18 protein-coding genes and 1 pseudogene are annotated in these 25,589 nt (G+C 44.9%); 13 read left to right on the top strand and 6 right to left on the bottom strand.

What is annotated here, in order from left to right:
* Positions 1 to 4: 4 nt before the first annotated feature.
* Positions 5 to 763 (bottom strand): TetR/AcrR family transcriptional regulator, encoded by a 759-nt coding sequence (locus ACN6NF_RS11565; protein ID WP_474317798.1) that lies wholly within the window; start codon positions 761 to 763, stop codon positions 5 to 7.
* A 327-nt stretch (positions 764 to 1,090) separates the two neighbouring features.
* Between ACN6NF_RS11565 and ACN6NF_RS11570 the strand changes: the two genes are divergently transcribed.
* The 5 genes from ACN6NF_RS11570 to ACN6NF_RS11590 all read left to right on the top strand — a co-directional run bounded on the left by ACN6NF_RS11570 (position 1,091) and on the right by ACN6NF_RS11590 (position 10,142).
* A complete protein-coding gene (locus ACN6NF_RS11570) occupies positions 1,091 to 1,360 on the top strand; it encodes a CD3324 family protein (RefSeq protein WP_474317842.1) in 270 nt (89 codons plus the stop codon).
* 399 nt (positions 1,361 to 1,759) lie between these two features.
* Positions 1,760 to 2,749 (top strand): alpha/beta hydrolase fold domain-containing protein, encoded by a 990-nt coding sequence (locus tag ACN6NF_RS11575; protein ID WP_474317799.1) that lies wholly within the window; start codon positions 1,760 to 1,762, stop codon positions 2,747 to 2,749.
* Positions 2,750 to 2,966: 217 nt separating this feature from the next.
* Positions 2,967 to 5,042: a thioredoxin domain-containing protein gene (locus ACN6NF_RS11580; RefSeq protein WP_474317801.1), complete on the top strand. Its 2,076-nt coding sequence runs from the start codon at positions 2,967 to 2,969 to the stop codon at positions 5,040 to 5,042.
* A gap of 387 nt (positions 5,043 to 5,429) precedes the next feature.
* Positions 5,430 to 7,430, top strand: a complete 2,001-nt coding sequence (locus ACN6NF_RS11585; protein WP_474317803.1) for a methyl-accepting chemotaxis protein — start codon at positions 5,430 to 5,432, stop codon at positions 7,428 to 7,430.
* A gap of 147 nt (positions 7,431 to 7,577) precedes the next feature.
* The gene (locus ACN6NF_RS11590; protein ID WP_474317805.1) at positions 7,578 to 10,142 is read left to right on the top strand and encodes a response regulator; all 2,565 of its coding nucleotides are present in this window, start codon (positions 7,578 to 7,580) and stop codon (positions 10,140 to 10,142) included.
* Between the two features lie 5 nt (positions 10,143 to 10,147).
* On the opposite strand, the gene ACN6NF_RS11595 is transcribed toward ACN6NF_RS11590, so the two are convergent.
* Positions 10,148 to 10,840, bottom strand: a complete 693-nt coding sequence (locus ACN6NF_RS11595; RefSeq protein ID WP_474317807.1) for a response regulator transcription factor — start codon at positions 10,838 to 10,840, stop codon at positions 10,148 to 10,150.
* A 545-nt stretch (positions 10,841 to 11,385) separates the two neighbouring features.
* Here ACN6NF_RS11595 and ectB point away from each other — a divergent pair.
* A complete protein-coding gene (ectB, locus tag ACN6NF_RS11600) occupies positions 11,386 to 12,648 on the top strand; it encodes a diaminobutyrate--2-oxoglutarate transaminase (RefSeq protein ID WP_017428553.1) in 1,263 nt (420 codons plus the stop codon).
* A 93-nt stretch (positions 12,649 to 12,741) separates the two neighbouring features.
* Here the strand turns inward: ectB and ACN6NF_RS11605 are convergent, their stop codons facing one another.
* From ACN6NF_RS11605 to ACN6NF_RS11615, 3 genes and pseudogenes are all read right to left on the bottom strand, one after another.
* Positions 12,742 to 13,260: an NAD(P)H-dependent oxidoreductase gene (locus ACN6NF_RS11605; RefSeq protein ID WP_474317808.1), complete on the bottom strand. Its 519-nt coding sequence runs from the start codon at positions 13,258 to 13,260 to the stop codon at positions 12,742 to 12,744.
* Positions 13,261 to 13,428: 168 nt separating this feature from the next.
* Positions 13,429 to 14,553 (bottom strand): GGDEF domain-containing protein, encoded by a 1,125-nt coding sequence (locus ACN6NF_RS11610; protein ID WP_474317810.1) that lies wholly within the window; start codon positions 14,551 to 14,553, stop codon positions 13,429 to 13,431.
* Between the two features lie 103 nt (positions 14,554 to 14,656).
* Positions 14,657 to 14,869, bottom strand: a pseudogene (locus ACN6NF_RS11615) (cellobiose phosphorylase); the annotation flags it as partial.
* Between the two features lie 227 nt (positions 14,870 to 15,096).
* On the opposite strand from ACN6NF_RS11615, the gene ACN6NF_RS11620 reads away from it, so the two are divergent.
* Together ACN6NF_RS11620 and ACN6NF_RS11625 are read left to right on the top strand one after the other, a co-directional pair.
* Entirely contained in the window at positions 15,097 to 15,831 is a 735-nt protein-coding gene (locus ACN6NF_RS11620) for a thioesterase II family protein (protein WP_474317811.1), read from the top strand.
* 19 nt (positions 15,832 to 15,850) lie between these two features.
* Positions 15,851 to 16,708: a sugar phosphate isomerase/epimerase family protein gene (locus tag ACN6NF_RS11625; RefSeq protein WP_474317812.1), complete on the top strand. Its 858-nt coding sequence runs from the start codon at positions 15,851 to 15,853 to the stop codon at positions 16,706 to 16,708.
* An 81-nt stretch (positions 16,709 to 16,789) separates the two neighbouring features.
* Here ACN6NF_RS11625 and ACN6NF_RS11630 read toward each other — a convergent pair whose 3' ends face one another.
* Positions 16,790 to 17,158 (bottom strand): DUF423 domain-containing protein, encoded by a 369-nt coding sequence (locus ACN6NF_RS11630; protein ID WP_474317813.1) that lies wholly within the window; start codon positions 17,156 to 17,158, stop codon positions 16,790 to 16,792.
* Positions 17,159 to 17,475: 317 nt separating this feature from the next.
* Here ACN6NF_RS11630 and ACN6NF_RS11635 point away from each other — a divergent pair, with 317 nt between their 5' ends.
* The 5 genes from ACN6NF_RS11635 to ACN6NF_RS11655 all read left to right on the top strand — a co-directional run bounded on the left by ACN6NF_RS11635 (position 17,476) and on the right by ACN6NF_RS11655 (position 25,549).
* A complete protein-coding gene (locus ACN6NF_RS11635; RefSeq protein ID WP_474317844.1) occupies positions 17,476 to 20,424 on the top strand; it encodes a glycoside hydrolase family 48 protein in 2,949 nt (982 codons plus the stop codon).
* 135 nt (positions 20,425 to 20,559) lie between these two features.
* Positions 20,560 to 21,063: a ferritin gene (locus ACN6NF_RS11640; protein WP_474317814.1), complete on the top strand. Its 504-nt coding sequence runs from the start codon at positions 20,560 to 20,562 to the stop codon at positions 21,061 to 21,063.
* A gap of 288 nt (positions 21,064 to 21,351) precedes the next feature.
* A complete protein-coding gene (locus tag ACN6NF_RS11645; protein ID WP_474317816.1) occupies positions 21,352 to 21,888 on the top strand; it encodes a GNAT family N-acetyltransferase in 537 nt (178 codons plus the stop codon).
* 331 nt (positions 21,889 to 22,219) lie between these two features.
* Positions 22,220 to 24,247 carry a S9 family peptidase gene (locus ACN6NF_RS11650; protein WP_474317817.1) on the top strand — a complete coding sequence of 676 codons (2,028 nt, stop codon included), beginning with the start codon at positions 22,220 to 22,222 and terminating at the stop codon, positions 24,245 to 24,247.
* A 198-nt stretch (positions 24,248 to 24,445) separates the two neighbouring features.
* Positions 24,446 to 25,549 (top strand): DNA alkylation repair protein, encoded by a 1,104-nt coding sequence (locus tag ACN6NF_RS11655; protein WP_474317819.1) that lies wholly within the window; start codon positions 24,446 to 24,448, stop codon positions 25,547 to 25,549.
* The last annotated feature ends 40 nt before the right edge of the window (positions 25,550 to 25,589 follow it).

Genomic DNA, 25,589 nt, shown 5'->3' on the forward strand with positions numbered 1-25,589 from the left:
CATTCTATAATTTTAAAAACCGGACGATATCCCAGGCCTCTTCGTGCAGCTTTCCGCGGCGAAGCGAAAGCGAGGCGCAGCCGACCAAGGCGGCCAGCAGCATTTCCGCGCGGTGTAGTTGATACGGTGGTTCTGTCGCGTTTCCGCCTGAAGCGGCAGTCCCGTCCGCCGTACGATCGGTTTCCAGCAGCACGGCAAGCGGCGCGAGCACTTCCTGGCGAAAGGCGGTTGAGAGCGGGGCCGAGCGCGCTTCAGGCAGCGAGGCAAAGCCCTCACCGGCCAGCTTATGCAGCAGGTACAGGGCGTGGTCCCCCGCCCAAAGCTGCAGCAGCCGGACGCCAGCGGCGGCGACGGGGCCAAGCTCTGCGGCAGCGGCCGTGTCGCGGCTTCCACTTTGGGAATCCGTGGCAGTCGAGTTTCCGGTGTCCGCCGCCGTAGCCAAGCCGAAATGCCTGCCCGTCGGCGTCTCCTCCGAAGCCGAAGCGCCTGGGGCCTTCAGTTGAGCCTCCAGCGGAGTCTCTTGCGGGGCATCCAGCCATCCCCTGGTCCGCTCCAAGGCGTCCCATAGCAGATCATGGAGCAAATTGCCCTTATTGCTGTAATAATGGTATACCGTGCCATAGCCGAGTCCCGCCTGCACGGCCACATCACGGATTTCCAGTAAAGGCCCTTTATTCAAAAACACATCGGCAGCGGCTTTCCGGATTTGCGCCAGACGCCGCAGCCGGATCTCTTCATTTTGTTCCTTCGTTCGTGGAGACATCTCGTCCGTTCACCTCTTTTATTTTTGACCTACTCTTATGTCAATATAAAACATCGGCTTGCAAATAACAAGAGTCGAGCAAACAAACTATTATTTAGCTGGTCTCAGGGGAGTAGAAGTTATGCTATACTTGCGAAGTAAAAGGGGGTGCCTACTGATGGAGAATCTATTGGGATTGTCTGTGACTTCTTACACTCATGCAAAGCCAATTATTAGGAAAGCGTTACTTTGTATGGGGCGAAACAATTTTTTAACGCTGAACAAGCTTTTTTAATATTTTTGGCTTTGCACCTTATTTTAAAGAATCAAAATAAGGAGCGAGTAAAATTGAGATATACGAATGCTACAAAAGTTTTACCTCAAAAACTAATTACGGAAATTCAAAAATATGTTCAAGGAGAGACTCTGTATATTCCTAAGCCAAAAACGGAATATATGGATTGGGGCAGTTTGAGCGGCGGGAGAAGGTTGCTTGAACAGCGAAATGCCGCGATCAGAAAAGCTTTTCAAAATCGTAGCAGTATTGAGCAATTAGCTAAGGAGTTTTTTCTCTCTACCGAAACCATTAAGAAAATTGTGTATTCACATAAAAAGTAGGGGGATACGCCAGCGAATATCGATCGATACCCCATGAAGTGGACATAAAAAATACCTATTTGCAAAGTGGCGTGGTGCTATACTCGCGTCAATAAATTTAATTTTGGCTCCTGACATGGTGAGCTGAGGGCGTGACCGGATGATCGCGGTGAAAAACCAATCCGGTCACGTTTTTTTGTTTGGCAAAAGATTGGATTGCACCTCATTTTTTCATTATTGGTTTTATGTCAAAAATGATTCTAACTCGTTGTTTTCATTTATAAAGCATATTTTAATCTTTAAAATATGAATATAAACGACAGCATCAACGGATTTGGGACGGTGCCGATTCTGAATAAATGAAAGAATTTATGTATTGATTCATTATCTTTAAAACAAGAAAGTGGGGAAACGACTATCATGGGGGAACAAAAAAGTAGAAGTAGACATCTGATTGATCCAGAAATTATCAGTGTAGTTGATTTAATACCAACAACTGATCTTACCAAATCTACACTAATGGAAGCACGTAAAAGCCAATCTCAAATGATGCAACCATTAGATGTAACGCAGATATTCCCTGTTACATTAGAAAAAAAGATTGTGCCAAGTTGTTTTAGTGGTCCAGATATTCAAATAGAAATCATTAAGCCCAAACAATCAAAGCATAATAAGATGCCTCTATATTATTCCATACACGGAGGCGGAATGGTCTTAGGAAGTCCAGTCGTGGATCGTCCTGCTAATGCAGCTCTTGCTGCAGAACATGGTTTCTGTTGTGTATCTGTGTACTATCGCCTAGCGCCAGAGCATGTACAGCCAAGTCAGTTACAGGATTGTTATTCGGGCCTAAAATGGTGTATTGAACATGCGGAAGAGTTAGGGATAGATACTCAGAAAGTTGCCGTCGGGGGCAGTAGCGCTGGTGGTGGTTTGGCGGCTGGCTTAGCTTTGTACATTCGTGATCAGAAGGAATTCGCAATCCATCATCTAAGATTAATGAGGCCAATGCTAGATGACCGCACAAGTATCGCACCAGAGCATCCATACGCAGGAGAGTTTATTTGGACAAAACAAAGTAATTATTTTGGCTGGAAATCTGTATTGGGGATTGAACCGGGTTCTAACAAGGTAAGTGAGTATTATGTGCCAGCCCGTGCAAAGTCATTGGCCGGGTTACCACCGACTTATATAAATATAGGTACCATTGATCTATTTATTGATGAAGCCTTATCTTTTGCTAAACAACTGGTCTTTGATGGTGTCTTAGTGGAATTACATGTCTATCCCGGGTACCATCATATGTCCCCCGCTTTTCCAGATGCGCATTTTTCAAAAGAAGGGGCCAAAACAAGTGAATACGCCTTACTGAAAGCCCTGAACATATTTGATATAGATTTAAATCAGTAACATGCTAAACGCTAATAAGGTACGATTGCAGTAAACAAAGCACTGTTGGAGAATATCCGACGGTGCTTTTTCATACCTACTTATGACCTGAATAAATAATTTATTGATAGATTCGGTTGAGAGTCATTATCTTTTTTCTGTTCTTCCGACTTTTACCACCCATTTAGGGTAAAATAATACCGAGCATAAAATCCAATTACGGAAGTGGTGATGCCCCATGTCAACGAGCAGCAAACCGAATAGATTAGCTAAGGAAAAATCACCGTACCTATTACAACATGCTTACAATCCGGTAAACTGGTTCCCTTGGTCAGATGAGGCTTTTGAAATTGCTAAGCGTGATAACAAGCCTATTTTCTTGTCGATTGGCTATTCGACTTGTCATTGGTGCCATGTAATGGAGAGAGAATCTTTCGAGGATGAAGAGGTAGCTGAGGTATTAAACCGGGATTACGTATCCATTAAAGTGGATCGAGAGGAACGTCCGGATGTGGATCATATCTATATGTCTATCTGTGAGACGATGACGGGGCATGGGGGCTGGCCGCTGACGATTTTGATGACGCCGGATCAGAAGCCTTTTTTTGCGGGCACGTATTTGCCCAAGGAGCAGAAGTTTGGGCGTGTCGGACTTTTGGAGTTGCTGGGTAAGGTGGGAATCCGCTGGAAAGAACAGCCGGATGAGCTGATGGAGCTGAGTGAGCAGGTACTTACCGAGCATGAACGACAGGACTTGCTTGCAGGTTATCGCGGTGAACTGGATGAGCAGTGCTTGAATAAAGCTTTCCATGAATACAGCCACACCTTCGATCATGAATATGGTGGCTTCGGAGAAGCACCGAAGTTTCCTTCTTCACATAACTTGTCTTTTCTGCTGCGATATGCACAACATACGGGCAATCAGAAGGCATTGGAAATGGTAGAGAAGACACTGGATGCGATGTCACGGGGCGGAATCTACGACCATGTAGGCATGGGATTCTCAAGGTACTCAGTGGACGAGAAATGGTTGGTGCCGCATTTTGAAAAAATGCTGTATGACAACGCTTTGTTGGCCATCACGTATACAGAGGCTTGGCAGGTGACAGGCAAGAGACTGTATCGACAAATCACTGAACAAATTTTTACATATATTGCAAGAGACATGACGGATGCAGGAGGTGCCTTTTATTCGGCAGAGGATGCGGATTCTGAAGGAGAAGAGGGTAGATTTTACGTTTGGAGCGACTCCGAGATTAAGACTGTACTGGGCGATGAGGACGCCGCTTTTTTCAACGATTTGTACGGGATCACACCTTACGGTAATTTTGAAGGCCACAACATTCCAAACCTGATTGATATCAATCTGGAAGCCTATGGGAACAAGCATGACTTGACCGAGTCAGAACTGGAGCAGCGGGTCAGTGAGCTACGGTCCAAGCTGTTTACTGCCAGGGAGCAGCGGGTTCATCCTCAGAAGGATGACAAGATTTTGACCTCGTGGAACGGGTTGATGATTGCTGCTTTGGCCAATGCGGGGCAAGCTTTTGGAGATACCAGATATACTGAGCAAGCTCGAAAGGCAGAGACGTTCTTGTGGAACCATTTGAGACGGGAGGATGGACGCCTATTGGCACGGTACCGGGATGGTCAGGCAGCTTACCCCGGCTATGTAGATGATTATGCTTTTTATGTGTGGGGCTTGATTGAGTTGTACCAGGCGACCTTCGATGTACAGTATCTGCGGCGGGCACTGACGCTTAATCAGGATATGATTGATCTGTTTTGGGATGAAGAACGGGACGGATTATTCTTTACCGGTTCAGATAGTGAACAATTGATATCCAGACCCAAAGAAATTTATGATGGTGCGATTCCGTCGGGTAACAGCATTGCGGCCCATAATTTTGTGCGGCTTGCGCGGCTAACGGGGGAAACTCGATTGGAAGACTATGCAGCCAAGCAGTTTAAGGCTTTTGGCGGGATGGTTGCTCATTACCCCTCAGGCTACTCAGCGCTGCTCAGCGCGTTGTTGTATGCGACGGGAAAGACGAAAGAGATTGTGATTGTGGGTCAAAGGGATGATCCGCAGACTGCCCAGTTCATTCAGGTGGTTCAAGCTGGTTTTAGGCCGGATATGGTTGTTGTTTTTAAGGATAAAGGACAGCCAGAGATTGCAGAAATAGCTCCTTATATCCATGATTACGATCTTGTGAATGGCAAACCAGTCGTATATGTGTGTGAGCATTTTGCTTGTCAGGCACCGGTCACCCATCTCGACGATTTTAAGGCTTTGCTGGATAGAATGGAATAAATCGTATTTAATCCCCTTGCGGGTGTAGCATATGGTGATTTCGATCAATGAGCCTATGTGTACCACCTTCAAGGGGATTATTTTATGTAAAGAGGTAGGTATAGTATGTTGAAACTAACAATTTCTTAACATCTACATTGCATTTTTTTTAATAATTTTTAGGTATATTATATCAAAGAACCGGTTCCGTTCAGCCTTTCGGTATTCAAAAATAAGTACATATACCTATTCAGCTAGCGTGTTTATATCTTTTTATATCGAAGCATTTAAGCAAAGAATTGTGAAATAACGAGAAAGAAAAACTGTCGGGAGACTGTCATCCTCGTCAAGACGAAGCGGTTCACCATAGGTTACGAAATTCAGGCGATGAAATGGAGATGTTTAGTAATGAAAAAGTTTTATGAAAAAAAAAGGAAGGTCACGAGGGTACTCAGCGAAAATTTTAAAGCAAAACTAATGGTGGCCTTTGTTGCATTTCTGATCATACCATCTATGATCGTGGGGGCTTTGTCGTTTGAGAGCGCTAGTCAGCAGATTCGAAACCAGATCGAAGAAAGTGCTAAACAGGCTATCATTCGTACTAATTTTATTATTGATAGTACCATTGAACCCAAACTGCATGATGCAGAATATTTTGCAGAAAGACTAAAAGGCAATCGGCTCGAGACGGAGGAACAAGCGGCTAAACTAGAAGAGTTGTTTAAGCAATATGCTGCACTTCACCCAGAAGCAGAATCCATCTATTATGGTACGAAAGAAGCTAAAATTACAACCTATCCACCAAAGCAATTACCAGATAATTATGATCCTCGTATCAGACCTTGGTATGATGAAGCGATAAAGGGAAATACAAAGACAGCGATTAGTTCACCTTATCTTTCGGCAGACTCAAAGCAGATGACGGTTACGGTATCTAGAGCTACACCAGATGGATCGGGTGTTATTGGGATTGACCTGAAAATCAGTGGTATTAAAAATACATTGAATAATATTAAAGTAGGCCATGAGGGTTATGCCATATTGCTAGATAGAAACCATACTTACATTGTTCATCCAACGAAGACAGCAGGCACCAAAATTACAGATATTGAATCACGCATGTTTCAGAGCGACACTGGTGAATACGAATATGAGTATGAAGGTCAGCTTAAGTATATGAACTATGCTACCAATAAGCTGACAGGCTGGAAGATAGGCGGAACGCTTTATTTATCTGAAGTTGATGAAGCAGCTCAGCCGATTTTGATCAGCACTTTGCTTACCATTGTTGGTTGCCTTGTGATTGGTGCTATCATCGTTTATTTTCTGATCCGTTCCATCATCAAACCGATTATAAAACTTAAAGAACAGGCGGAAAATGTGAGCGCCGGGGATCTAACTCAGGACATTCAAGTCATGAGCAAGGACGAGATTGGAGAATTAGGAGTAGCTTTTCAGAATATGCAGAACAACTTACGCTCTGTTATTCATAACGTAGGAAACAGTGCAGATCACGTCGCTCTTTCTTCGAATGAGCTGACGATAAGCGCGGAACAAACCAGTGCTGCAAGTGAGCAGGTGTCCCAAGCTGTGCAGGAAATTGCTAGCGGTGCGGAGAAGCAGACTATGGGACTGGAAAATAATTCGGTGGCACTGGATGAAATAGCACAAGGAATTACTCGAATCGCTGAACGCTCGACTTCAGTAGCGGATCTGGCGAAGCGATCTGCCTTGCAAGCTGAGGAAGGACGAAAATCTGTGGAGCAGACAGGCGAGCAGATGAATTCCATTCACCAGTCAGTAGAGCGTTCCAACCGGATGATTCAAACCTTGCAAGCCCGCTCTCATGAAATTGGAGAAATTACGAAGGTCATTGGCGATATCTCCAATCAGACGAACCTGTTGGCCTTGAATGCAGCTATTGAGGCAGCCAGAGCAGGTGATCATGGTAAAGGCTTTGCCATCGTTGCGGATGAGGTGCGCAAGCTGGCAGAACAGTCTCAGACATCTGCCACCCAGATTGCCAACTTAATTGGGGAAATTCAGCATGAAACCGAAACTACGGTGGAGACGATGAATAGGGTTACGACTGAGGTGAAGGAAGGACTGCAGATTTCCAAAGCGACCATTGTGAAGCTGAATCATGCGATGGAAGGCATTCGCGAGACCACGCCTCAGGTAGAGGAGGTTGCTTCGATTGCCCAGCAAATCTCAGCCAGTGTACAAGAGATTGCAGCGACCGCCAATGAGCTGGCGACGATTGCAACTGGTAATGCTGCCACATCTGAAGAAGTGGCAGCCTCCTCAGAAGAGCAATTGGCTTCCATGGAGGAAATTTCAGCCTCTGCTCAGTTGCTATCCACTATGGCTGCTGACTTGAAGGTGATGATCAGTCGTTTCAAATATTAAAACGAGCTTGAACCTTAAGGAATCTATAGTACAATGAATGCTCGGGACAGTTCTTTAAGCCTTATGGCATAAGGAATCTGTCCTGAGTTTTTTTATTTCCGATACAGCTTCTTGCAACGTATGGGAGATTACAAGGAGGACGAACATTTGGTTCGAGATTTGTTGCTATATACGATCGTGATATTATTGTTAGTTTTGATTTTTCAGCGTCAGCTCATTCGTCAGGCGATCACGGGCGTCTTTTATGGGCTGGCAGGAATACTGTTCTTGTATTTTGGCATAAGTGATAGAACACTGCTGACCTGCGTGTTGGGAATAGGGATTGGTCTATTGTTCATGACTCTGTTTGTACAGACCCTAACCCCAACCAAGCATACATATGGACAGCGTTTGCTGGACAAAAATCATGATCTGCTAACTTTACTTCGAGTTCAACCTGGCTTTACCTTCAGGCTGGAGAAAAGGGGGGATGAATTTTATTATAAGCTGCTTGATGGTGAATTGCTGGAGCGCATGGGTCTGAATCTGCAAGTCAATTTCAATAAATGGGAGCATGTGAAGCGTATCGGGGATATTTTGGAGCTTTCCTCTGAAACACTGGAGCAGCTTACCGAATACTACAAACAGGCTTGGTTCGGTGATCGGACCGTATTTGAATTGGAGTTTTGGGAATATTCAGCTTTAATTACCTTGCATCCTGTCAGGGACGACGGGTTCACCAGATATGTCATCGGTCATGTATTGGATATTACGGAGTATAGAGCTTCCGAGCAGAAAAGAAAGAAGATGAGTGAATCTAACCATGCAAAAAGCATTTTTCTTGCTCATATGAGCCACGAAATTCGAACGTCGCTGAATGGCATCATTGGCCTCTCAAAGCTGTTGAGTAAGACTCAACTGACTGACGTTCAACATGATTACCTTCATAAGCTGCTCGCCTCATCGCGTACTCTTTTATCCATGCTCAATAATGTATTGGATTTTTCTAAGATGGATGCCCATAGGCTGGAGCTGGAGCATGTGGAATTTGAGCTGGAAAACATGCTTCGGCATCTCGCAGATACCGTTGGGACTTTGCTGGAACATAAAAAAATAGAGATCGTTTTCATAACGGACCCGAAACTACCGAAAAGGTTCAAGGGAGATCCGCTTCGAATGGAACAGATACTTTTAAATCTTCTGACCAACGCCATTAAGTTCACAGATCAGGGACATGTATTGTTACAGGTAAAAATAGTAGGCCAGCAGGACAGACGAGTGAGTGTCTCTTTTATGGTAGAAGATACGGGCATAGGCATTCCTAAGACGGGAATGGACAAGCTATTCGTCCCTTTTATGCAAGTGAGTACATCTAACCACAGATATGGGGGTTCCGGGCTGGGTTTGGCTATTAGCAAGCAATTGGCTGAAGCTATGGGCGGTAGCGTAGAAGTGAAAAGCCGTTTAGGAGAGTACAGTCAATTTTACTTTAATGTGAAGCTTGAAATAGGGGATTTAAATGCGAGAAGCACACAGCTGGAAAAACCAGTCAACGGCAAAGCCTTAATCATTGCACAGCATGAATTGGTGAGCCACAGCCTGAACGAACTACTGCAAGATTTGGGACTACAAACACTCATCGTTTCATCCTTTCAGGAATATGCAGATGCTCTTCAAAAGGGTGAACATTTTGATTTTGTTATGATTGATATGGGGATGGAAGGCTTTAGAGAGCTTGAATCTCGAAGGCAGTGGCTTCATATACTGGATAAGCAAATGACTCAGGTCATTGGGCTTACAACCGTGTTCCAGTTGGAAGAAGTAGCTGCTGAAGCTATAGAGCATGGGGTGGATGCCTTTTTGTCTAAACCTGTAACTCGGAGCGCTCTTCTGGAGGTTCTCCGCTTGAGGCCCGAGTGGGAAAAGCCAGTGTCTATAGATAATCATAGTCTGGAAGCTGTTACAACCATGAATTTGCAATATGAAGCGAGGGGCTCAATAGAAAAGTATCAAATCCTTATCGCGGAGGATAACGAGATTAGCCAAGTAGTGATCACTGAGTTTTTGACAGAACGCGGTTATGAGGTAACCATAGCTACAAATGGAAGAGAAGTAATAGAGTTACTGGAGCGGTGCTCCTGGGATATAGTACTGCTTGATCTGCATATGCCGGAAATGGATGGTTTTGAGACAGCCAGACACATTCGAAGAAACAGGGCCTTTAACAGACTCCCCATTATCGCTTTTACCGCGGATGCTGTGCAGCCTGAGCAGGAGGTTTGTCTTCGTGCAGGCATTAATGATGTGCTGCTCAAGCCGGTACATGAGTTGTCCGTAACAAGAAAGTTAAATAGCTGGATTCATTTAGCGTGGCTGCAAGAATTACATGGCATTTACGCGGAGAAGGCGATAGCCGGTATGGATGGCAAGGTGTATATTTTTCAATTTGCCCTACATAAATGGATACAGGAATACCAGTATCTTGATCAGAGAATTGTGAGGAAAATGGATAATGGTCAGCTATCTTCCGCTCTTCGATTAATTCACTCGCTGAAAGGAGGGACGGGGAATCTGTGTGCGACTGAGCTGCTGGCAAAGGTGATAAAGCTGGAGAAAGCATTGAAGGGCAGCAATGAAACCTCAGGGGGAGAACTGTATCCAGAATGGAGAGAGCAACTGAGTAGGGTTCAAAAGGAGATTAATCAAATTAAATCATCCGTTCCCTGGACCTAACTGCGTTATTGCATAAATTTGTAGCCGATTCCCCAGATAGTCTTAATCAATTGCGGTTTCTTGGGGTCTTTTTCGATCTTTCTGCGTAAATGGTTAATATGTACGTCCACTGCCCTCTCATTAATAAAGGAGTCTGTGCCACGGAGAGCCTGAATCAAGGCGTATCTACTAAATACAATTCCTCGGTTCGTATAAAAGAGCTTCATTAGCTCAAATTCCGAATAGGTCATCTCTACCATCTGACCATTAACAGTAACCATTCTTCTCGCCAGATCCAAGGTAATGCCTGTTTCAGGTTCAGCTTCAGGTGAACTGCCTCTTCCTTGCAAGCGTGTGATTTTGATCCGACGGAAAAGAGCCTCGATCCGTGCTTTGAGCTCTTGCATACTAAAAGGCTTGCAAATATAATCATCTGCTCCCAACGTAAGTGTACGAATGCGCTCTGAAATGTTGTTTTCTGTAGAAATCACGATGATTGGCACGTCCGTATGCTTGCGTATCAGTGGGCAGGGATTCATGCCATCCAAATCTGGAAGCAACAGATCTAGTAAAATAATATCAGGCTGCACCCTATTGAGTCGGGCAATACCATCAGTCGCTTGTTCCACACGTGTAACGTCGTAGCCTTCTCCTGTTAAATATAAGGAGAGAGTATCACCAAGCATATTATCATCTTCAATAATCAAAACATTAGACATGATGTGTTTCCTTATCTATTTTTAAATTTAGCAAGTTCTTTTGATAGAGTAAACTCCTTTGGTCAGTCTGTCAAAAGCTCAGCTTTATTATGGAAATCCAGTCGTCGGACGATCTCGATATATATCTATTTGATATGAAAATGTACTATTTTTGAGATTTATTACTATATTACATCATATTTCATATTTATTTAACAATATACTGCAAGGAAATGCCCTTAAATTACAATAAATTAACAAAAGATCTCAGAAACATGCATTGACTTTAATGAAAATTATGGTATTTTATTACATAGGAGTTGACATCCTCTGACAGACCTCTTAGAAAACCCCACTATTTAATCTTCCATTCAGCTACTCTCAATGTGCATCTCTGTATTCTTTTGTACTCTATATGTTCTAGTGATCGTGCTCATGATTTTATGGTGTGGATATCCCATTGTGATTTCAGACTGTCTACTCATTTTAGATTACATATTTACACTTTTTTTGCTTTCCTTGCTTGTATTCTTTCAAAAATCAGGTCAGCGGGAGGACGAATGATTATGAACACATTCGAAACACTGGAGTCCAATGTAAGGTCTTATTGCAGAAGTTTTCCAGTTGTTTTCAACAAAGCGAAAAACGATGTTTTGTACACGGAGGCAGGAGAGGGATATATCGACTTTTTTGCCGGGGCAGGGGCTCTAAATTACGGGCATAATAATGACTTTATGAAAAACCGGTTACTAGATTATTTAACCTCTGATCGGATCATGCATGGTCTGGATATGTACACCACGGCCAAGCAAGAGTTTATAGAGTCTTTTTCCGAGCGTATTCTCCGGCCTAAGGGCTTAAATTATAAGCTTCAATTTTGCGGACCGACGGGAACCAATGCGGTGGAAGCAGCACTGAAACTTGCGCGTAAGGTAAAAAAAAGAAATGGTGTTTTTGCTTTTATGGGCGCGTTCCACGGTATGTCGCTCGGTAGTTTATCTATTACCAGCAATAACTCCATGCGAGAGAGCGCAGGAGTCCCACTGAATAATGTTACCTTTATACCTTATAACAGCACATTTAACGGAATGGACACCATTTTGTACATGGAACAGCTTTTAACAGACACTCATTCCGGTGTGGAGAAGCCTGCTGCGATTATTTTGGAAACGATACAGGCTGAAGGCGGTATTAATATTGCAGATAACGAATGGCTGCGTGATTTGAGACAGCTTTGCGATGATCATGATATTTTGCTCATTGCTGACGATATTCAGGTCGGTTGCGGCCGAGTTGGTTCGTTCTTCTCGTTTGAGCGAGCAGGAATTGTGCCTGATATGGTTGTCTTATCCAAGTCGATCAGTGGATACGGTCTGCCAATGTCCTTGTTGCTGCTTAAGCCAGAACTGGATATTTGGAGTCCTGGTGAACATAACGGCACCTTCCGTGGAAATCAGCTAGCGTTTGTCGGAGCAAAGGCAGCGCTGGAGTTCAGAGACACGGTTGGGTTGGAGGCCCAAGTGAAGGAAAAAGAAGCTTTTGTTCAGCAGTTCTTGCGTGAACATATCCAAACAATGGATCCACTTATTGAGATCCGCGGCTTGGGACTGATCTGGGGAATTGATGTGACCCATCTGGGAGAAGCTTTCGCCAAGGAGGTTGCAACTCTCTGCTTTAGTAAGGGGCTTATTATTGAGCGAGCTGGGCGTAACGATACGGTACTTAAAATTATGCCAGCGTTAACGATAAGTATGGAGAACTTGAGCAAGGGCTGCAATATTATTAAAGAAAGCATGGCTCAGGTAACCAGCAACTTGGTTACGCTGTAAATGTAATTCTATCAGCAAAGCCCCTTGGTTGGAGCCAACGTCTGCTGTAGGGCAAGCAGGTGTGGGCACCTTCCAAGGGGTATTTTGTGTAAATTAAGAAATAACCGCCTGCACGTATTTTTGTGCAGATTGCTCCAACTGCTCATCTGACAAAACTCCGGCACCATACTGCACGAAATAAGGGAGCAATTTGACACCAATCAGAAGGCCTGTAGCTTCAAAAGGTCTCAACAGCTCTTCGATCGTATATCTGTTTCGTCCGTCATGTTGATAATTTTCCTCCACGCTGGCAGCAGACAAGGCGATCAACAGCTCTTTGCCCTGTAGCTTGTCACCTTCGCTTCCATAAGCCCAGCCGTAGGTTAAAACCTTATCCAGCCATTTTTTCAGCAGGGGAGGACTGCTATACCAGTAAAAAGGGAATTGCAGAACGATACGATCATGCTGCTCTAGCAGCTTCTGCTCATGGGCAACGTTGATTTGCTCATCCGGATATACTTCATACAGGTTGTGAACGGTCACACTGGATTGCTTCTTGAGTTCTTGCATCCATCTTTTGTTAACGCGAGACTCTGCAAGATCAGGATGAACAACAATAACGAGTGTTGACATGTAGAACCATCTCCTTAAAGCTTATTTTTCGTAAGTAAATAACCATTCCGCGTGTAACCATTTTAGTTTGCAATCCATAAAATTGTCAACTCTTCTCAATTTTAAGTTTCTACATACAAAAAACTCCGACAATCTATGCCGGAGTTGCATTACATGCATTTTTTTACATTAAGCGATATGGTTAAGAGCAACGATTTTATTCTTACCGGAGCGCTTGGCTTGATACAAATAGTTGTCTGTCTCCTGGAAAAATACATCTTTGTCTTTGTTCATATCCTCGGTATAACTTTTTAATCCAATGCTTACGGTTACAGAAACGATTTGCATTTTCTCCTGAAAGGTCATTTTCTCCACTTCACGCCGAATGTTCTCCACAATCTGATAAGCTTCCTCAAAAGTATGCTCGAACATTAAAATAGCGAACTCCTCACCGCCATAGCGTGCCGGAATGTCATTGGCTGTAATTTGCTCTGTAATAATTTGCGAGATACCTTCCAGAATTTTATCTCCAAACTGATGTCCGTAAGTGTCATTGATCTTCTTGAAATTATCAATATCCACTAACGCCAGATGGATGATCGCGCCTTGTTCGGCATATTCCAGTGCTTTTTCATAAAAGTTTTGGAAGGACAAATGATTGTACAGCTTCGTCAAACCATCGGTCATGGACATTTTGCTGATAATCGCGTTACTGATCATTAATTCCTGCTGGGCACGCTTTGTTTTGTATAAATCCACTAACAAATCGCGGCCGCTGGCCTGAATAATGAGGGCAATAAAGGTGGACATAATCAAAAATGTCGGAATCGCTACGATATCAAAGTCTGACAAATAGCTGCGGAATGATCCATCTATAGCTAGCAATAGAAAGAAAACGATCACTTGCAATACAAAGGAAAGCCATATTAAGCGACGATTGAAGAACAAGATTGAAGAGAAAATAGGCAACAAGCACAACGCTGGAATAATCCGGATGTCATAGTTAAGGCGAATAATCATCCAACAAATGACGGTGCTTGCCATAAACAGAATCGCAAAAGAATACCTGTTAAATTTAAGATGAGCCAGCTCTGCAAGTAAGTTGGATCCACTCATGATTAGTGTGGGAACAATAAGGACCCCAACGTAAAATTCATAAGGCGAAGCGGAATAATCAAGGAATAAGTAGCTGCCCAGCTGGACGATAAAATGTACGGTTATAATCATCCAGTAAAGTAATAACATTTTGCGCACCCAGCGGGCTTGCTTTGTTCTGTAATCCATGGTTTGAGTAAGCCGTTTTGTCTTGTTCATGATGTCACCACACTTAATGTATCTATAGCCATTCTCGTATTATAAGATACTATGTGGTGAAGTTGAAGCTAATTTTTTTGAAGGGCATGAACTCGTTAGCCCCGCCGTCAAAGGAGAGGGGCACAAAAGCTAGTTGCGTAGCCCGAATCCCTCTGCATTCGCCCATAATTGAGGTATAGCCAAGTCCATGACGGCATTCATACTGCTGCAGTTCCCTTTTAACCGGCATCCAACCCGGAGTCCAATAATCTCCATCATCATAAATGTAAAAATAGCGACCGCCGTTATCAACCGGAATATTGTTGTAACCATACTTCATGGCGCAGGACTCCTCTCGAATTGGAAAAATAAAAGACCCAACACATGATTATATTCAAACATACAGCAGTTCTTCCTTAAGAAAGACACTTCCTGCCCTAAACAAAGTGTGCTTGAATTCGTCAACCTTCTTTTTCAAATTTGCAAAATATTTGAAATGGGTAAATATACCTTTTTGTGCTAAAATAAAAAAGTTAGGATTTAGCAAGACAGGAGGTTGCAAGAATGGCACCTATCACATTATTTTTCATCCCGTATGCTGGTGGATCGGCATCAGTTAGCTTCAAATGGAAAAAGCTGCTGCTTCCACAGATTAAACTTGTCCCTTTGGAATTGGCGGGCAGAGGTATTCGTTCTGGTGAACCGCTAAAGGATAGCATTGAGGAGATGAGCGAGGATCTGCTGCACCAAATCAGCCAAGAGTTAGTACCTGGCGCTCCTTATGCCATATACGGTCATAGTATGGGAACAATGATTGCATTCGAGCTGTATTATAAGCTGGTGGCCGGAGGATATGGGAAGCCGGCTCATCTATTTGTTTCGGGTGGACGAGCACCACATATTCCAAGAAAACTCCCCTGGTTACATGATCTGCCAGCAGATCAGTTTAGAACACATTTGCGAAGGTACGGTCAGCTTTCGGAAGCCATTTTTGACAATCAGGAATTGTATGACTATTTTATGCCAGTATTAAGAGCAGATTTCAAAGCTGTCGAGATGTATAAGTATATGGATAAAGCTACGCCATTACATTGCCCTATCACCGCCTTGACAGGACTGACTGACAACACGGTGACCCTACAAGATGCAGAGGCGTGGGCGCAGCATACGGATCAGCAATTTCGTGTGTTTACCTTTGAGGGAGGACACTTCTTTATTCATGATGAAGTAGAACGAATTACAAACCTCATCAATGAGTCTTTGGAGCTGAGTAGAGTGACTAGTAGAATACAAAATTAAAAAAAAGAGGTGATTTTTAGTGACAGTAGGTGTATTGGCTCATTTGTTTGGCAAGTTGCCTTATCGCGAGTTGGCGGCGAAGGTAGGTGAAGCGGGCTTTACTCATGTTCAGCTCGCTCCGTGGAGAGCGATCAGTGATGTCGATTTTAATAAACCTGGCAAGTTCAATCCGGGATTAGCCTTGTCTATCGCTGAGGAATTTCGTAAGCACGGAGTATCCATATCAGTGCTCGGGTGCTATTTGCATTTTTTTGTACAGGATGAGGAATTGTTACGTGAAAATGTAGAGCGTTTCAAAGAGCTGATCCGATACGCGGGTCTGTTAGGAGCACCAATGGTCGCAGCTGAAGTTGGACGCAACGAGGATGGCACCCCTTATTCAGAACGGGACTGGAGAGTTGTAAAAGAAGTTGTGCGAGAATTAGCAGATGAGGCGGAGAAATGGGGGGTATTCGTAGGATTGGAGGCTGCTAACGATCATTTGGTCGGAACAGCAGCAGAACTGGCTACCTTTCTGGAGGAAGTACCGTCTTCACACATAGGCGTTGTGATTGATCCGGGTAATTTGCTAAAAACGGAAAACCTAGAGCGACAGGATGAGATCATCCGCGAAGCTTTTCAGCTGCTGGGACCTCGGATTATCGCAGCGCATGCCAAAGACCGACGTTTGTCATCATCAGGTGAGATCGAGACCGTACCGCCGGGTTTTGGTGACATGAACTATGGTCTATATATGGAACTGCTGGAGCAGTACAAGCCAGGGGTCCATATTATTATGGAAGCTGCTCAGGAGCATGAGATGGCTCAATCCAAACGCTATATTGAAGGTCATCGGATCGCGGCTCAGAAAGCACAGCAAGTGCAAACGAAATCATAGATTCTTTCATATTCATTAATAATTAGCCAATGATTCAGGAGACTTGGAAGCGCCTACTTTTCCAAGTCTCTGTTCATTTGCTTAGCCTTGTATTACCGCCACAATCACAATGACCCAGCTTGCCAAAAAAGCCAGCCCGCCAATCGGGGTGATGGCTCCAAGCTTCTTCACACCAGACACACTAAGAACATACAGACTGCCGGAAAACAGGAGAATGCCCACCAACATAACCCAACCTGCGGCTACAATAAGAGAAGAATGGACAAGGTTGCCTGCAAGAACTCCCAGTAGCAATAAACCCAACCCGTGAGCAATTTGATATTGAATTCCTGTCTGGAATATGCTCATCATGTCTGTGGAAAGTCTTTTTTTCAAGGCATGTGCCCCGAATGCTCCCAGAGCTACAGCTAAAAACATCACAACACAGCCAAGCAATAGCAACACTTTCATGTTTTAACGCCTCCTTGTGAAATAGTACCGATTCCTATCGATTTCGTCAATTTTCCTTCTGCAACTCTAAACATATAGAATTTTTCGACTCTCATTTGGCGACTAGTGTGGTATATTCTTGCCAGGGCCAATGTGAAGCATTTGGAGCTATGGACAGCGTGTCCTCCACCTTTATAACGGGAAAGTGAGGTGATGGCGCTGTCTTTTTGTGCTGTCGTTTTTCGGAACCAAATTTTGAGTAAAGCCAAAAATTGATAATGGAGAGGATGAATGCAACAGTGATCAGTAGAAAATCTGTGTTCAGAAAATCTGTCTCTATGGTCATGTCAGCCATTTTGGTACTTCCGTTAAGTTTGGGCTTATTTCAGGCCGAACCCGACCGTGCATCAGCCGCAACCCCTGAATCGACACGCTTTCTACAAATGTATAAACAGCTAAAGGACCCGGCCAGCGGTTACTTTTCAAAAGAAGGTATCCCTTATCATTCCGTTGAAACACTCATGAGCGAGGCTCCTGACTATGGACACTTAACGACCTCGGAAGCGTACAGCTATTGGATGTGGCTGGAAGTTCTCTATGGTCAGTATACCGGGGATTGGGGTCATTTGGAATCGGCATGGGACAACATGGAGAAATATATCATTCCTGTTAATGAGGGTGACGGTAAGGAAGAGCAACCTACAATGAGCAACTATAACCCGAACAGCCCTGCCACTTATGCCGCAGAATATCCGCAGCCGGATCAGTACCCAAGCCGTCTGAGTGGTCAGTATGGTGCTGGCAAGGACCCGCTGGACTCTGAGCTGAAGGCAACCTATGGCAACAACCAGACCTACCTGATGCATTGGCTGCTGGATGTAGACAATTGGTACGGTTTTGGCAATCTGCTGAACCCGTCACATACGGCCACCTATGTGAACACCTTCCAGCGTGGGGAACAGGAATCGGTCTGGGAGGCCGTACCGCATCCATCGCAGGATAATCACAAGTTTGGCAAGTCTAATGAAGGCTTCATGAGCCTGTTCACCAAGGAAAATAATGCTCCTGCACAGCAATGGCGCTACACAAATGCCACGGATGCGGACGCACGTGCGGTTCAAGCCATGTACTGGGCGAAAGAACTGGGTTATGACAACCAGGTATATTTGGACAAAGCAAAAAAGATGGGAGATTTCTTGCGTTACGGCATGTACGATAAATACTTTCAGAAAGTAGGAAGCGCTTCCAATGGAAGCCCGATTGCTGGCACGGGCAAGGATGCCAGTCTTTATCTAATGGCATGGTATACGGCTTGGGGCGGCGGACTGGGCCAAAGCGGCAACTGGGCTTGGCGGATTGGTGCCAGCCATGCGCATCAGGGCTACCAGAATGTCGTCGCTGCATATGCATTATCCGATAAGGATAGCGGATTGATACCAAATTCACCTACGGCAGGACAGGACTGGGCGACCTCGCTCAAGCGCCAATTGGAATTTTACACTTGGCTGCAATCTGATGAGGGGGCCATTGCAGGTGGAGCAACGAATAGCTGGGATGGCGCCTACAAGGCGTATCCATCTGGTACGAGTACCTTTTATGGCATGGCTTATACAGGAGCTCCTGTATATCAAGATCCACCGTCCAACAACTGGTTTGGAATGCAGGCTTGGCCAGTCGAGCGAATTGCGGAGCTGTATTATATTTTGGCCAAGAAAGGTGAGACTTCATCTGAGCAGTTTAAAATGGCTAAACAAGTGACGGAAAACTGGATCGCTTGGTCCAAGAGCTATGTATTTGCCAACGAACGGCCTGTAACTGATACGCAGGGTTACTATTTGGATGCACAAGGCAAGCGTATTCTGGGTGGCAAAAATCCGAAGGTAGCCACTACAGCGGCTAACGGTGAGTTCTGGCTGCCGAGCAATCTGGAATGGAGTGGCAAGCCTGAAACTTGGAGCGGATTTGCCAATCATAAAGGAAATGCCAATCTTCATGTCGTAACCAAAAATCCAGGACAGGATGCAGGAGTGCTGGGCAGTTATGTGAAAGCACTGACCTTCTTTGCTGCCGGAACAAAGGCTGAAAAAGGAGACTACACCGAGTTAGGCAAGGAAGCCAAAGATCTGTCTAAGGCCCTGCTTGATGCAGCATGGGGTTATAACGACGGCATAGGAATTACAACGAAGGAAGCACGTGAGGATTATTATCGTTATTTTACCAAAGAAGTATATATCCCGGGAGGATGGAGTGGTAAGACTGGGCAAGGCAACACGATCCCAGGCACAGACGCTATACCGTCTGATCCGACCAAGGGCGGCAATGGTACGTATTCCAGCTATAGCGACATCCGCCCTAATATCACTAAAGATCCGCAATGGTCCTATCTTAAAGACAAATACACGACTTCATGGAACAAACAGACCAAAAAATGGGATAAAGGAGCACCGGAATTTACGTATCACCGTTTCTGGTCCCAAGTAGATATGGCAACTGCTTATGCAGAGTATGACCGTCTGATTAATGGTAGTGGACCAGCCGAACCTACAGCTCCCAAAGCTCCGGCAAATGTAAAGGCGAGTGCAGGAGATGCACAAGTTACGCTAACCTGGAGCAAAGCGACAGGTGCTGATAGCTACACGGTTAAGCGCTCCACAACCAGTGGTGGCCCGTATACCACGGTAGCAACGGTAACTGACGCCACGTATAAGGATACAGGGGTGGTGAATGAAACCATTTATTATTATGTAACAAGTGCAACAAATTCCTTAGGAACCAGCCCGGATTCTGCTGAGGTCAGCGCCAAGCCGACAGCAGCGCCGATTCCGGCAAAGGGTGATATAATTGCCCAATACCGTGTGGGCGACACCAACCCAGGAGATAACCAGATTCGACCACTCTTCCGTATCGTAAACAAGGGTAAAGAGGCTGTGGATCTGAAAAACGTCAAGCTGAGATACTACTATACTGTAGATGGCGATAAGGCGCAGGAGTTTCACTGTGATTATGCGCAATTAGGCAGCAGCAACGTTCAGGGGCGTTTTGTGAAGCTGGATAAGGCCGTTAATGGGGCAGACTATTATCTGGAAATCTCTTTTGGAGCTGGTGCTGGAAGTCTGGCAGCAGGGGAAAACACGGGGGATATTCAGATTCGTATGAACAAGACAGACTGGAGCAACTATAACGAAAGTGACGATTTTTCCTATGATGCAACCAAGACCTCTTATACAGATTGGGACAAAGCACCTTTGTATATCAACGAAAAACGTGTCTGGGGGCTGGAGCCTTGATTGTAAACTAAATATTCGTGTGACGGGCGGAACATGAGTGTGTCTGAATTCACTTCCGTCCGTTTTTTTGTGATCAAATTCATGGTACACTAAGAACGTTACATCATTACATATATGACCGAGGTGACCTAAGACATGAATGACAATTTGGCACAGGCTCTGAATGAGCAAATGAACTTCGAATTTTACTCCGCTCACGTATATCTGGCAATGGCTGCTTACTGCTCCAGTGAAAGTCTGGATGGGTTTGCAAACTTCTTCCTGGTACAAGCGGAGGAGGAACGGTTTCATGCCATGAAACTGTATAAATACATTAATGACCGTCGAGGACGCGCCACATTGGCAGCATTACCTGAGCCCAAAAATAGCTACGATTCCATGCTGGACGTATTTGAGCATGGCTACAAGCATGAGCAGCAAAACACACAAAAATTTTATCATTTGGCTGACTTGGCCCTCGATGCACGTGAGCATGCAACGATCCATTTCTTGAAATGGTTTATTGATGAGCAAGTCGAAGAGGAAGCCCTGTTCGATAGTGTTATCCAGAAGCTTAAGCGCATTGAAAAAGACAGCAATGCCTTTTATATGCTGGACAGCGAGTTTGCCAAACGTAGCTTTGTTGCCCCTGCGGAATAACACAGCGTACAGGCTCGTTTGAATGCCCCCAGAGACAGGGACAGCATTCTATGGGTCTAGAAAGAAAAAGAGCCCGGCTTTCGGGCTTTTTTTCTTTTATTTGAATTGCGGACTTTCCAACCCTCAAGGGATATTGTTATTTTAAATGAAGGTATAGAAAAAATTAATTTGTCGCTGAATGATGATCATGCTACAGTAATGTTAACTTTTATTTCTGATTAAAAAGATAGGATTAGTTGAAAAATGTTTATGCACATTATTACAATACTATAGGGAGGCGGGGAACCAATGAGCGAGATCTATCGTCTGGCACGTCAAGAGGATGCAGAAAGATTGCAGTATATAACGTATGAGGCATATGAAACAATTCGGCAGTTGGAGCTTAGATGGCCTGCCGCTCAGGCAGACGTTGCTCTCATTCAAGAAAACATTAAAAATAATGATTGCTATGTGCTGGAAGTCGATGGTGTCATCCAGGCTACCGTTAGTCATCTAAAAAATAGAGCCCTTAATTTTATAACCGATCTTCCGTTTGTGATGTGGTTTGCCGTAGATCCGGCTGCCCAGGGCAAAGGATATGGAAAAAAACTGCTGAACTGGGTAGAACAAATGATTATTCGTGATCAGGTTGGAGCTCCTGCAGTGACATTAGCGACTGCGGAAAAACATCCCTATTTATTATCCATGTACGAGCGTTGGGGATATGAACGTATCCATGCTTTTGACCATGGAACAGGGGACGGGACGATGCATTTACTGCGTAAAGTAGTGAATCCTGAATTATTCTCCACCTACCTCCATGAAAAAATGAAGCCGAGACGGTAACCGAAATTAGACCCGATCACTGGGGAAGCCTGAGTTCGCAGCAGAAATTTTAAAATGTCGTCAGGCAGGCTGTGCTCGCAGAGGAGTTTGGCTTTAATGCGTACGGTACAGAAGAACGATAACAGATGATGACCTTCTCTCAAGAAAGCAACCGAAACGGCGGTGTTTTCGAGTCGTAGCGACTGAGAGGAGGTTCTTTGAGTTTTGGACAAATTGACAGAGATACATAAAAAGAGTAACGTAATTATATATTTATTAAATTCATATAAAATTAATCGGATTAACGGAGTGTAAAGTTGTAGTAAACTTACAATATTAGGGAGGGGTTTATTTGAGCAACTCGCAATCAAGCACGACCAAACGCCGTATAACAGCCGAGGATTTATATCGTTTTCACTGGGTTAGCGATCCAGCTGTTCATCCCACGAGTGGCGACATCGCTTACGTAGAGCAGTGTATTAATGAAGAACGGACAGACTATAACTCGGCTATTTGGCTGTTACCGTTCGAAGGTAAAGCTCCAATACCCTTTACATACGGACCGAAAGATGAAACACCTGTCTGGTCACCGGACGGATCACAACTTGCTTTTCTCCGTTCAACAGACGGCAAGCGCCAGGTATGGATTATTCCAGCACGCGGGGGAGAAGCCCGACAACTTACGCACGTAGAGAACAATGTTCGTTCATTAGCCTGGTCGCCGGATGGAGTCTACATATCGTTTGTAGCTAAAACTGCTGAGAACCAGTCAAGTCCTACATGCGATGCAGGAAAGCAGGAGACATATCTTGAGGGACGAGTGGTTAATCGAACAAAAGCTAAATCCGACGGCTATGGGCTGTGGAATGATACTCGTGATCACTTGTATGTAACTGATGTGACTTCAGGGCACACGGTTCAACTGACATCCGGCGCTTATGATGTGGCGGAGCCTGTCTGGTCACCGAGTGGCCAACTAATTTTATTTGTCGCTAGAATAGCGGAGCATTCTAAAGAGGATACTGATTTACGCAAGCAAAATGATTTGTTTACGGTAGCTCCTGCGAGTTCTAATGGCAATGCGGCAGTACCGTTTAAGCTGACTCATTCTGAGCTTCAAATCGAGAGTGCTGCTTTCTCTCCCGATGGTACATTGATTGCCTTTTACGGTCATGATCGTCATGCCAAAGGCGCTACTCAGACTCGACTGTATACGGTCCCCTCCAGTGGCGGGATGGCAGTATGTGTTAGTGAGACGCTTGATGCTCACCTCGGTAATGCCGGTATGAGCGACATGCGTTCACATCTTCATGTAGGACCACCACGCTTCAGTGCGGACGGTCAATCCCTGTATACGCTGGTATCCATTGAAGGAAATGTGCACGTATATCAGTTTGCGCTTGATGGAACTTTTAAAATTTTAACCCAAGGAGAACGGGAAATTTACCAATTTGAGCTTACTTTGGATGAGCAGCATATCATTGCTGCTTCCACCGATGTCGCTTTACCAGGCGATTTGTTCCGGATTGCGATCCATTCAGGGACCGAGGAACGACTGACACGAGTCAATGATTCTCTGCTTGGTGAGATTGAGATCAGTGTACCTGAGAGCTTCTGGACGGAGGTCGAGGATGGTCGACGCGTGCAGGGGTGGGTGATGAAGCCAGCTGGTTTTAAGGAGGGGGGAACTTATCCTGCCATTCTGGAAATTCATGGTGGTCCTCATGCCATGTATTCCAATTCCTTTTTCCATGAGTTTCAGTTGCTGGCTGCTCAGGGGTATGCAGTCATCTATACGAACCCGGGAGGAAGCCGAGGGTACGGACAGTCTTTTACCAATGTTGTCCTTGGAGATTACGGCGGACGTGACTACACCGATCTACTGAGCGCAGTGGACGAGGCTATACGCCAATTCCCATTCATCGATCCAGAAAGACTGGGTGTCACGGGAGGCAGCTATGGTGGCTTTATGACTAACTGGATTGTCGGGCATACGGATCGTTTCCGCGCAGCTGTGACCCAGCGTTCCATATCTAACTGGCTGTCAATGTATGGGGTGAGTGACATCGGATACTCGTTTACGGAAGATGAAGTTGGCGGGAATCCATGGGATGATTTCGAGCTTTTGTGGAGGCAGTCCCCGTTGGCTTATGTACAGCAAATCAATACACCGCTGCTCATATTACATGGAGAGCAGGATCTACGTTGCCCTATTGAGCAGGGAGAGCAGTTGTTTACAGCATTGCGTCGTTTGGGAAAGCCCACCCAATTTGTCCGTTTCCCAGCTTCGAGTCACGAGCTTTCACGTAAAGGGCACCCACAGCTTCGCGTGGAACGACTGCAACGTATTACCGACTGGTTTGTCCAACACAAAATATAAGTCTCATTCGATTTGTAGTGTTGATGGAAAAATGTCAGGTCCTAATCTTAGGACTTGGCATTTTTTTAATGTGTCTTATATCCATTCTTTTAACCCTATTTAGTGCTGGTGCTGGGTCACGATTTACGGTTATCATAGACGAAGATATTGTTCGTTCATCGCTTCTTGCTTACATTCATATTTAAAAGGAGATATACAATGGCTGAACCCTTAAAAAATATGTACACGGAGGATTTCCTTCGTCTATTCGGTGAAAGAGTACAGGCTGCATACAGTCCGTTCGACATTGACGGATTTATCCATCAAGTTATGGATAAAAAATGGGACGAGTTGGAGCTAAAAGAACGAATACGGCGTATTTCGTTAACATTAGGAGCGTTTTTACCCAGTAGTTATGAAGAAGCTCTTTTTATTTTATTTGCCATTGATGAGTACTGTAGCGGGTTTCCGTACTTGTTTTTCCCCGATTTCGTAGAGGTATATGGGCAGGGAGAAGAGCATTGGGACCTGTCTATGAATGCACTGGAGCGATTTACATCAAAATCCTCTGCGGAGTTTGCTGTGAGACCCTTCCTTCTGCGTGAACCAGAACGGATGATGCGACAGATGACGACTTGGGCGGGACACCCCAGTGAACACGTCCGCCGTCTTGCCAGCGAAGGATGTCGTCCACGGCTGCCTTGGGGACAGGCGCTGCCTGTCTTCAAACGTGATCCTGCTCCGGTATTGGCCGTATTGGAATTACTGAAGGCCGATCCATCATTGTATGTACGTAAAAGTGTAGCCAACAACCTGAACGATATTGCCAAGGATCATCCCGATATCGTAATTGCAACGGCTCAACGGTGGAAGGGTACACATCCTGACACCGATTGGATTGTGCGCCATGGCTGTCGATCCCTGATTCGCAAATCCATCCCTGAAGTGATGGCCCTGTTCGGCTATGCGGATGATACGGATGGGGTGCCGCTGGTCACAGCAGCCTCTTTCACCACAGACCCTGCCGTATTAAAGATCGGGGATCACTGTGAACTGAGCTATGTGCTTCAGCTTCGAGAAGGTGAACCTGTACGAGTTCGCATCGAATATGGCATTGACTTTGTAAAGGCGAGAGGACAAGTCTCACGCAAACTTTTTTTGCTTTCTGACAAAATCGTCTCTGGAGGAACCCGTCTAACAGGTACACGAACACACCGGTTCGCGGACCTGACAACTCGTCGCCATTATGCGGGAGCGCACCGAATTGTGCTGCTCGTAAACGGGCAGGAAGCCGCTTCTACAGTGGTAGACATTGAGTTGTAGATTACAATAGTAGTAAGGAAAAGAGTCTGTATTCAGGCTC

This window comes from Paenibacillus sp. TSM33 (assembly GCF_056099025.1).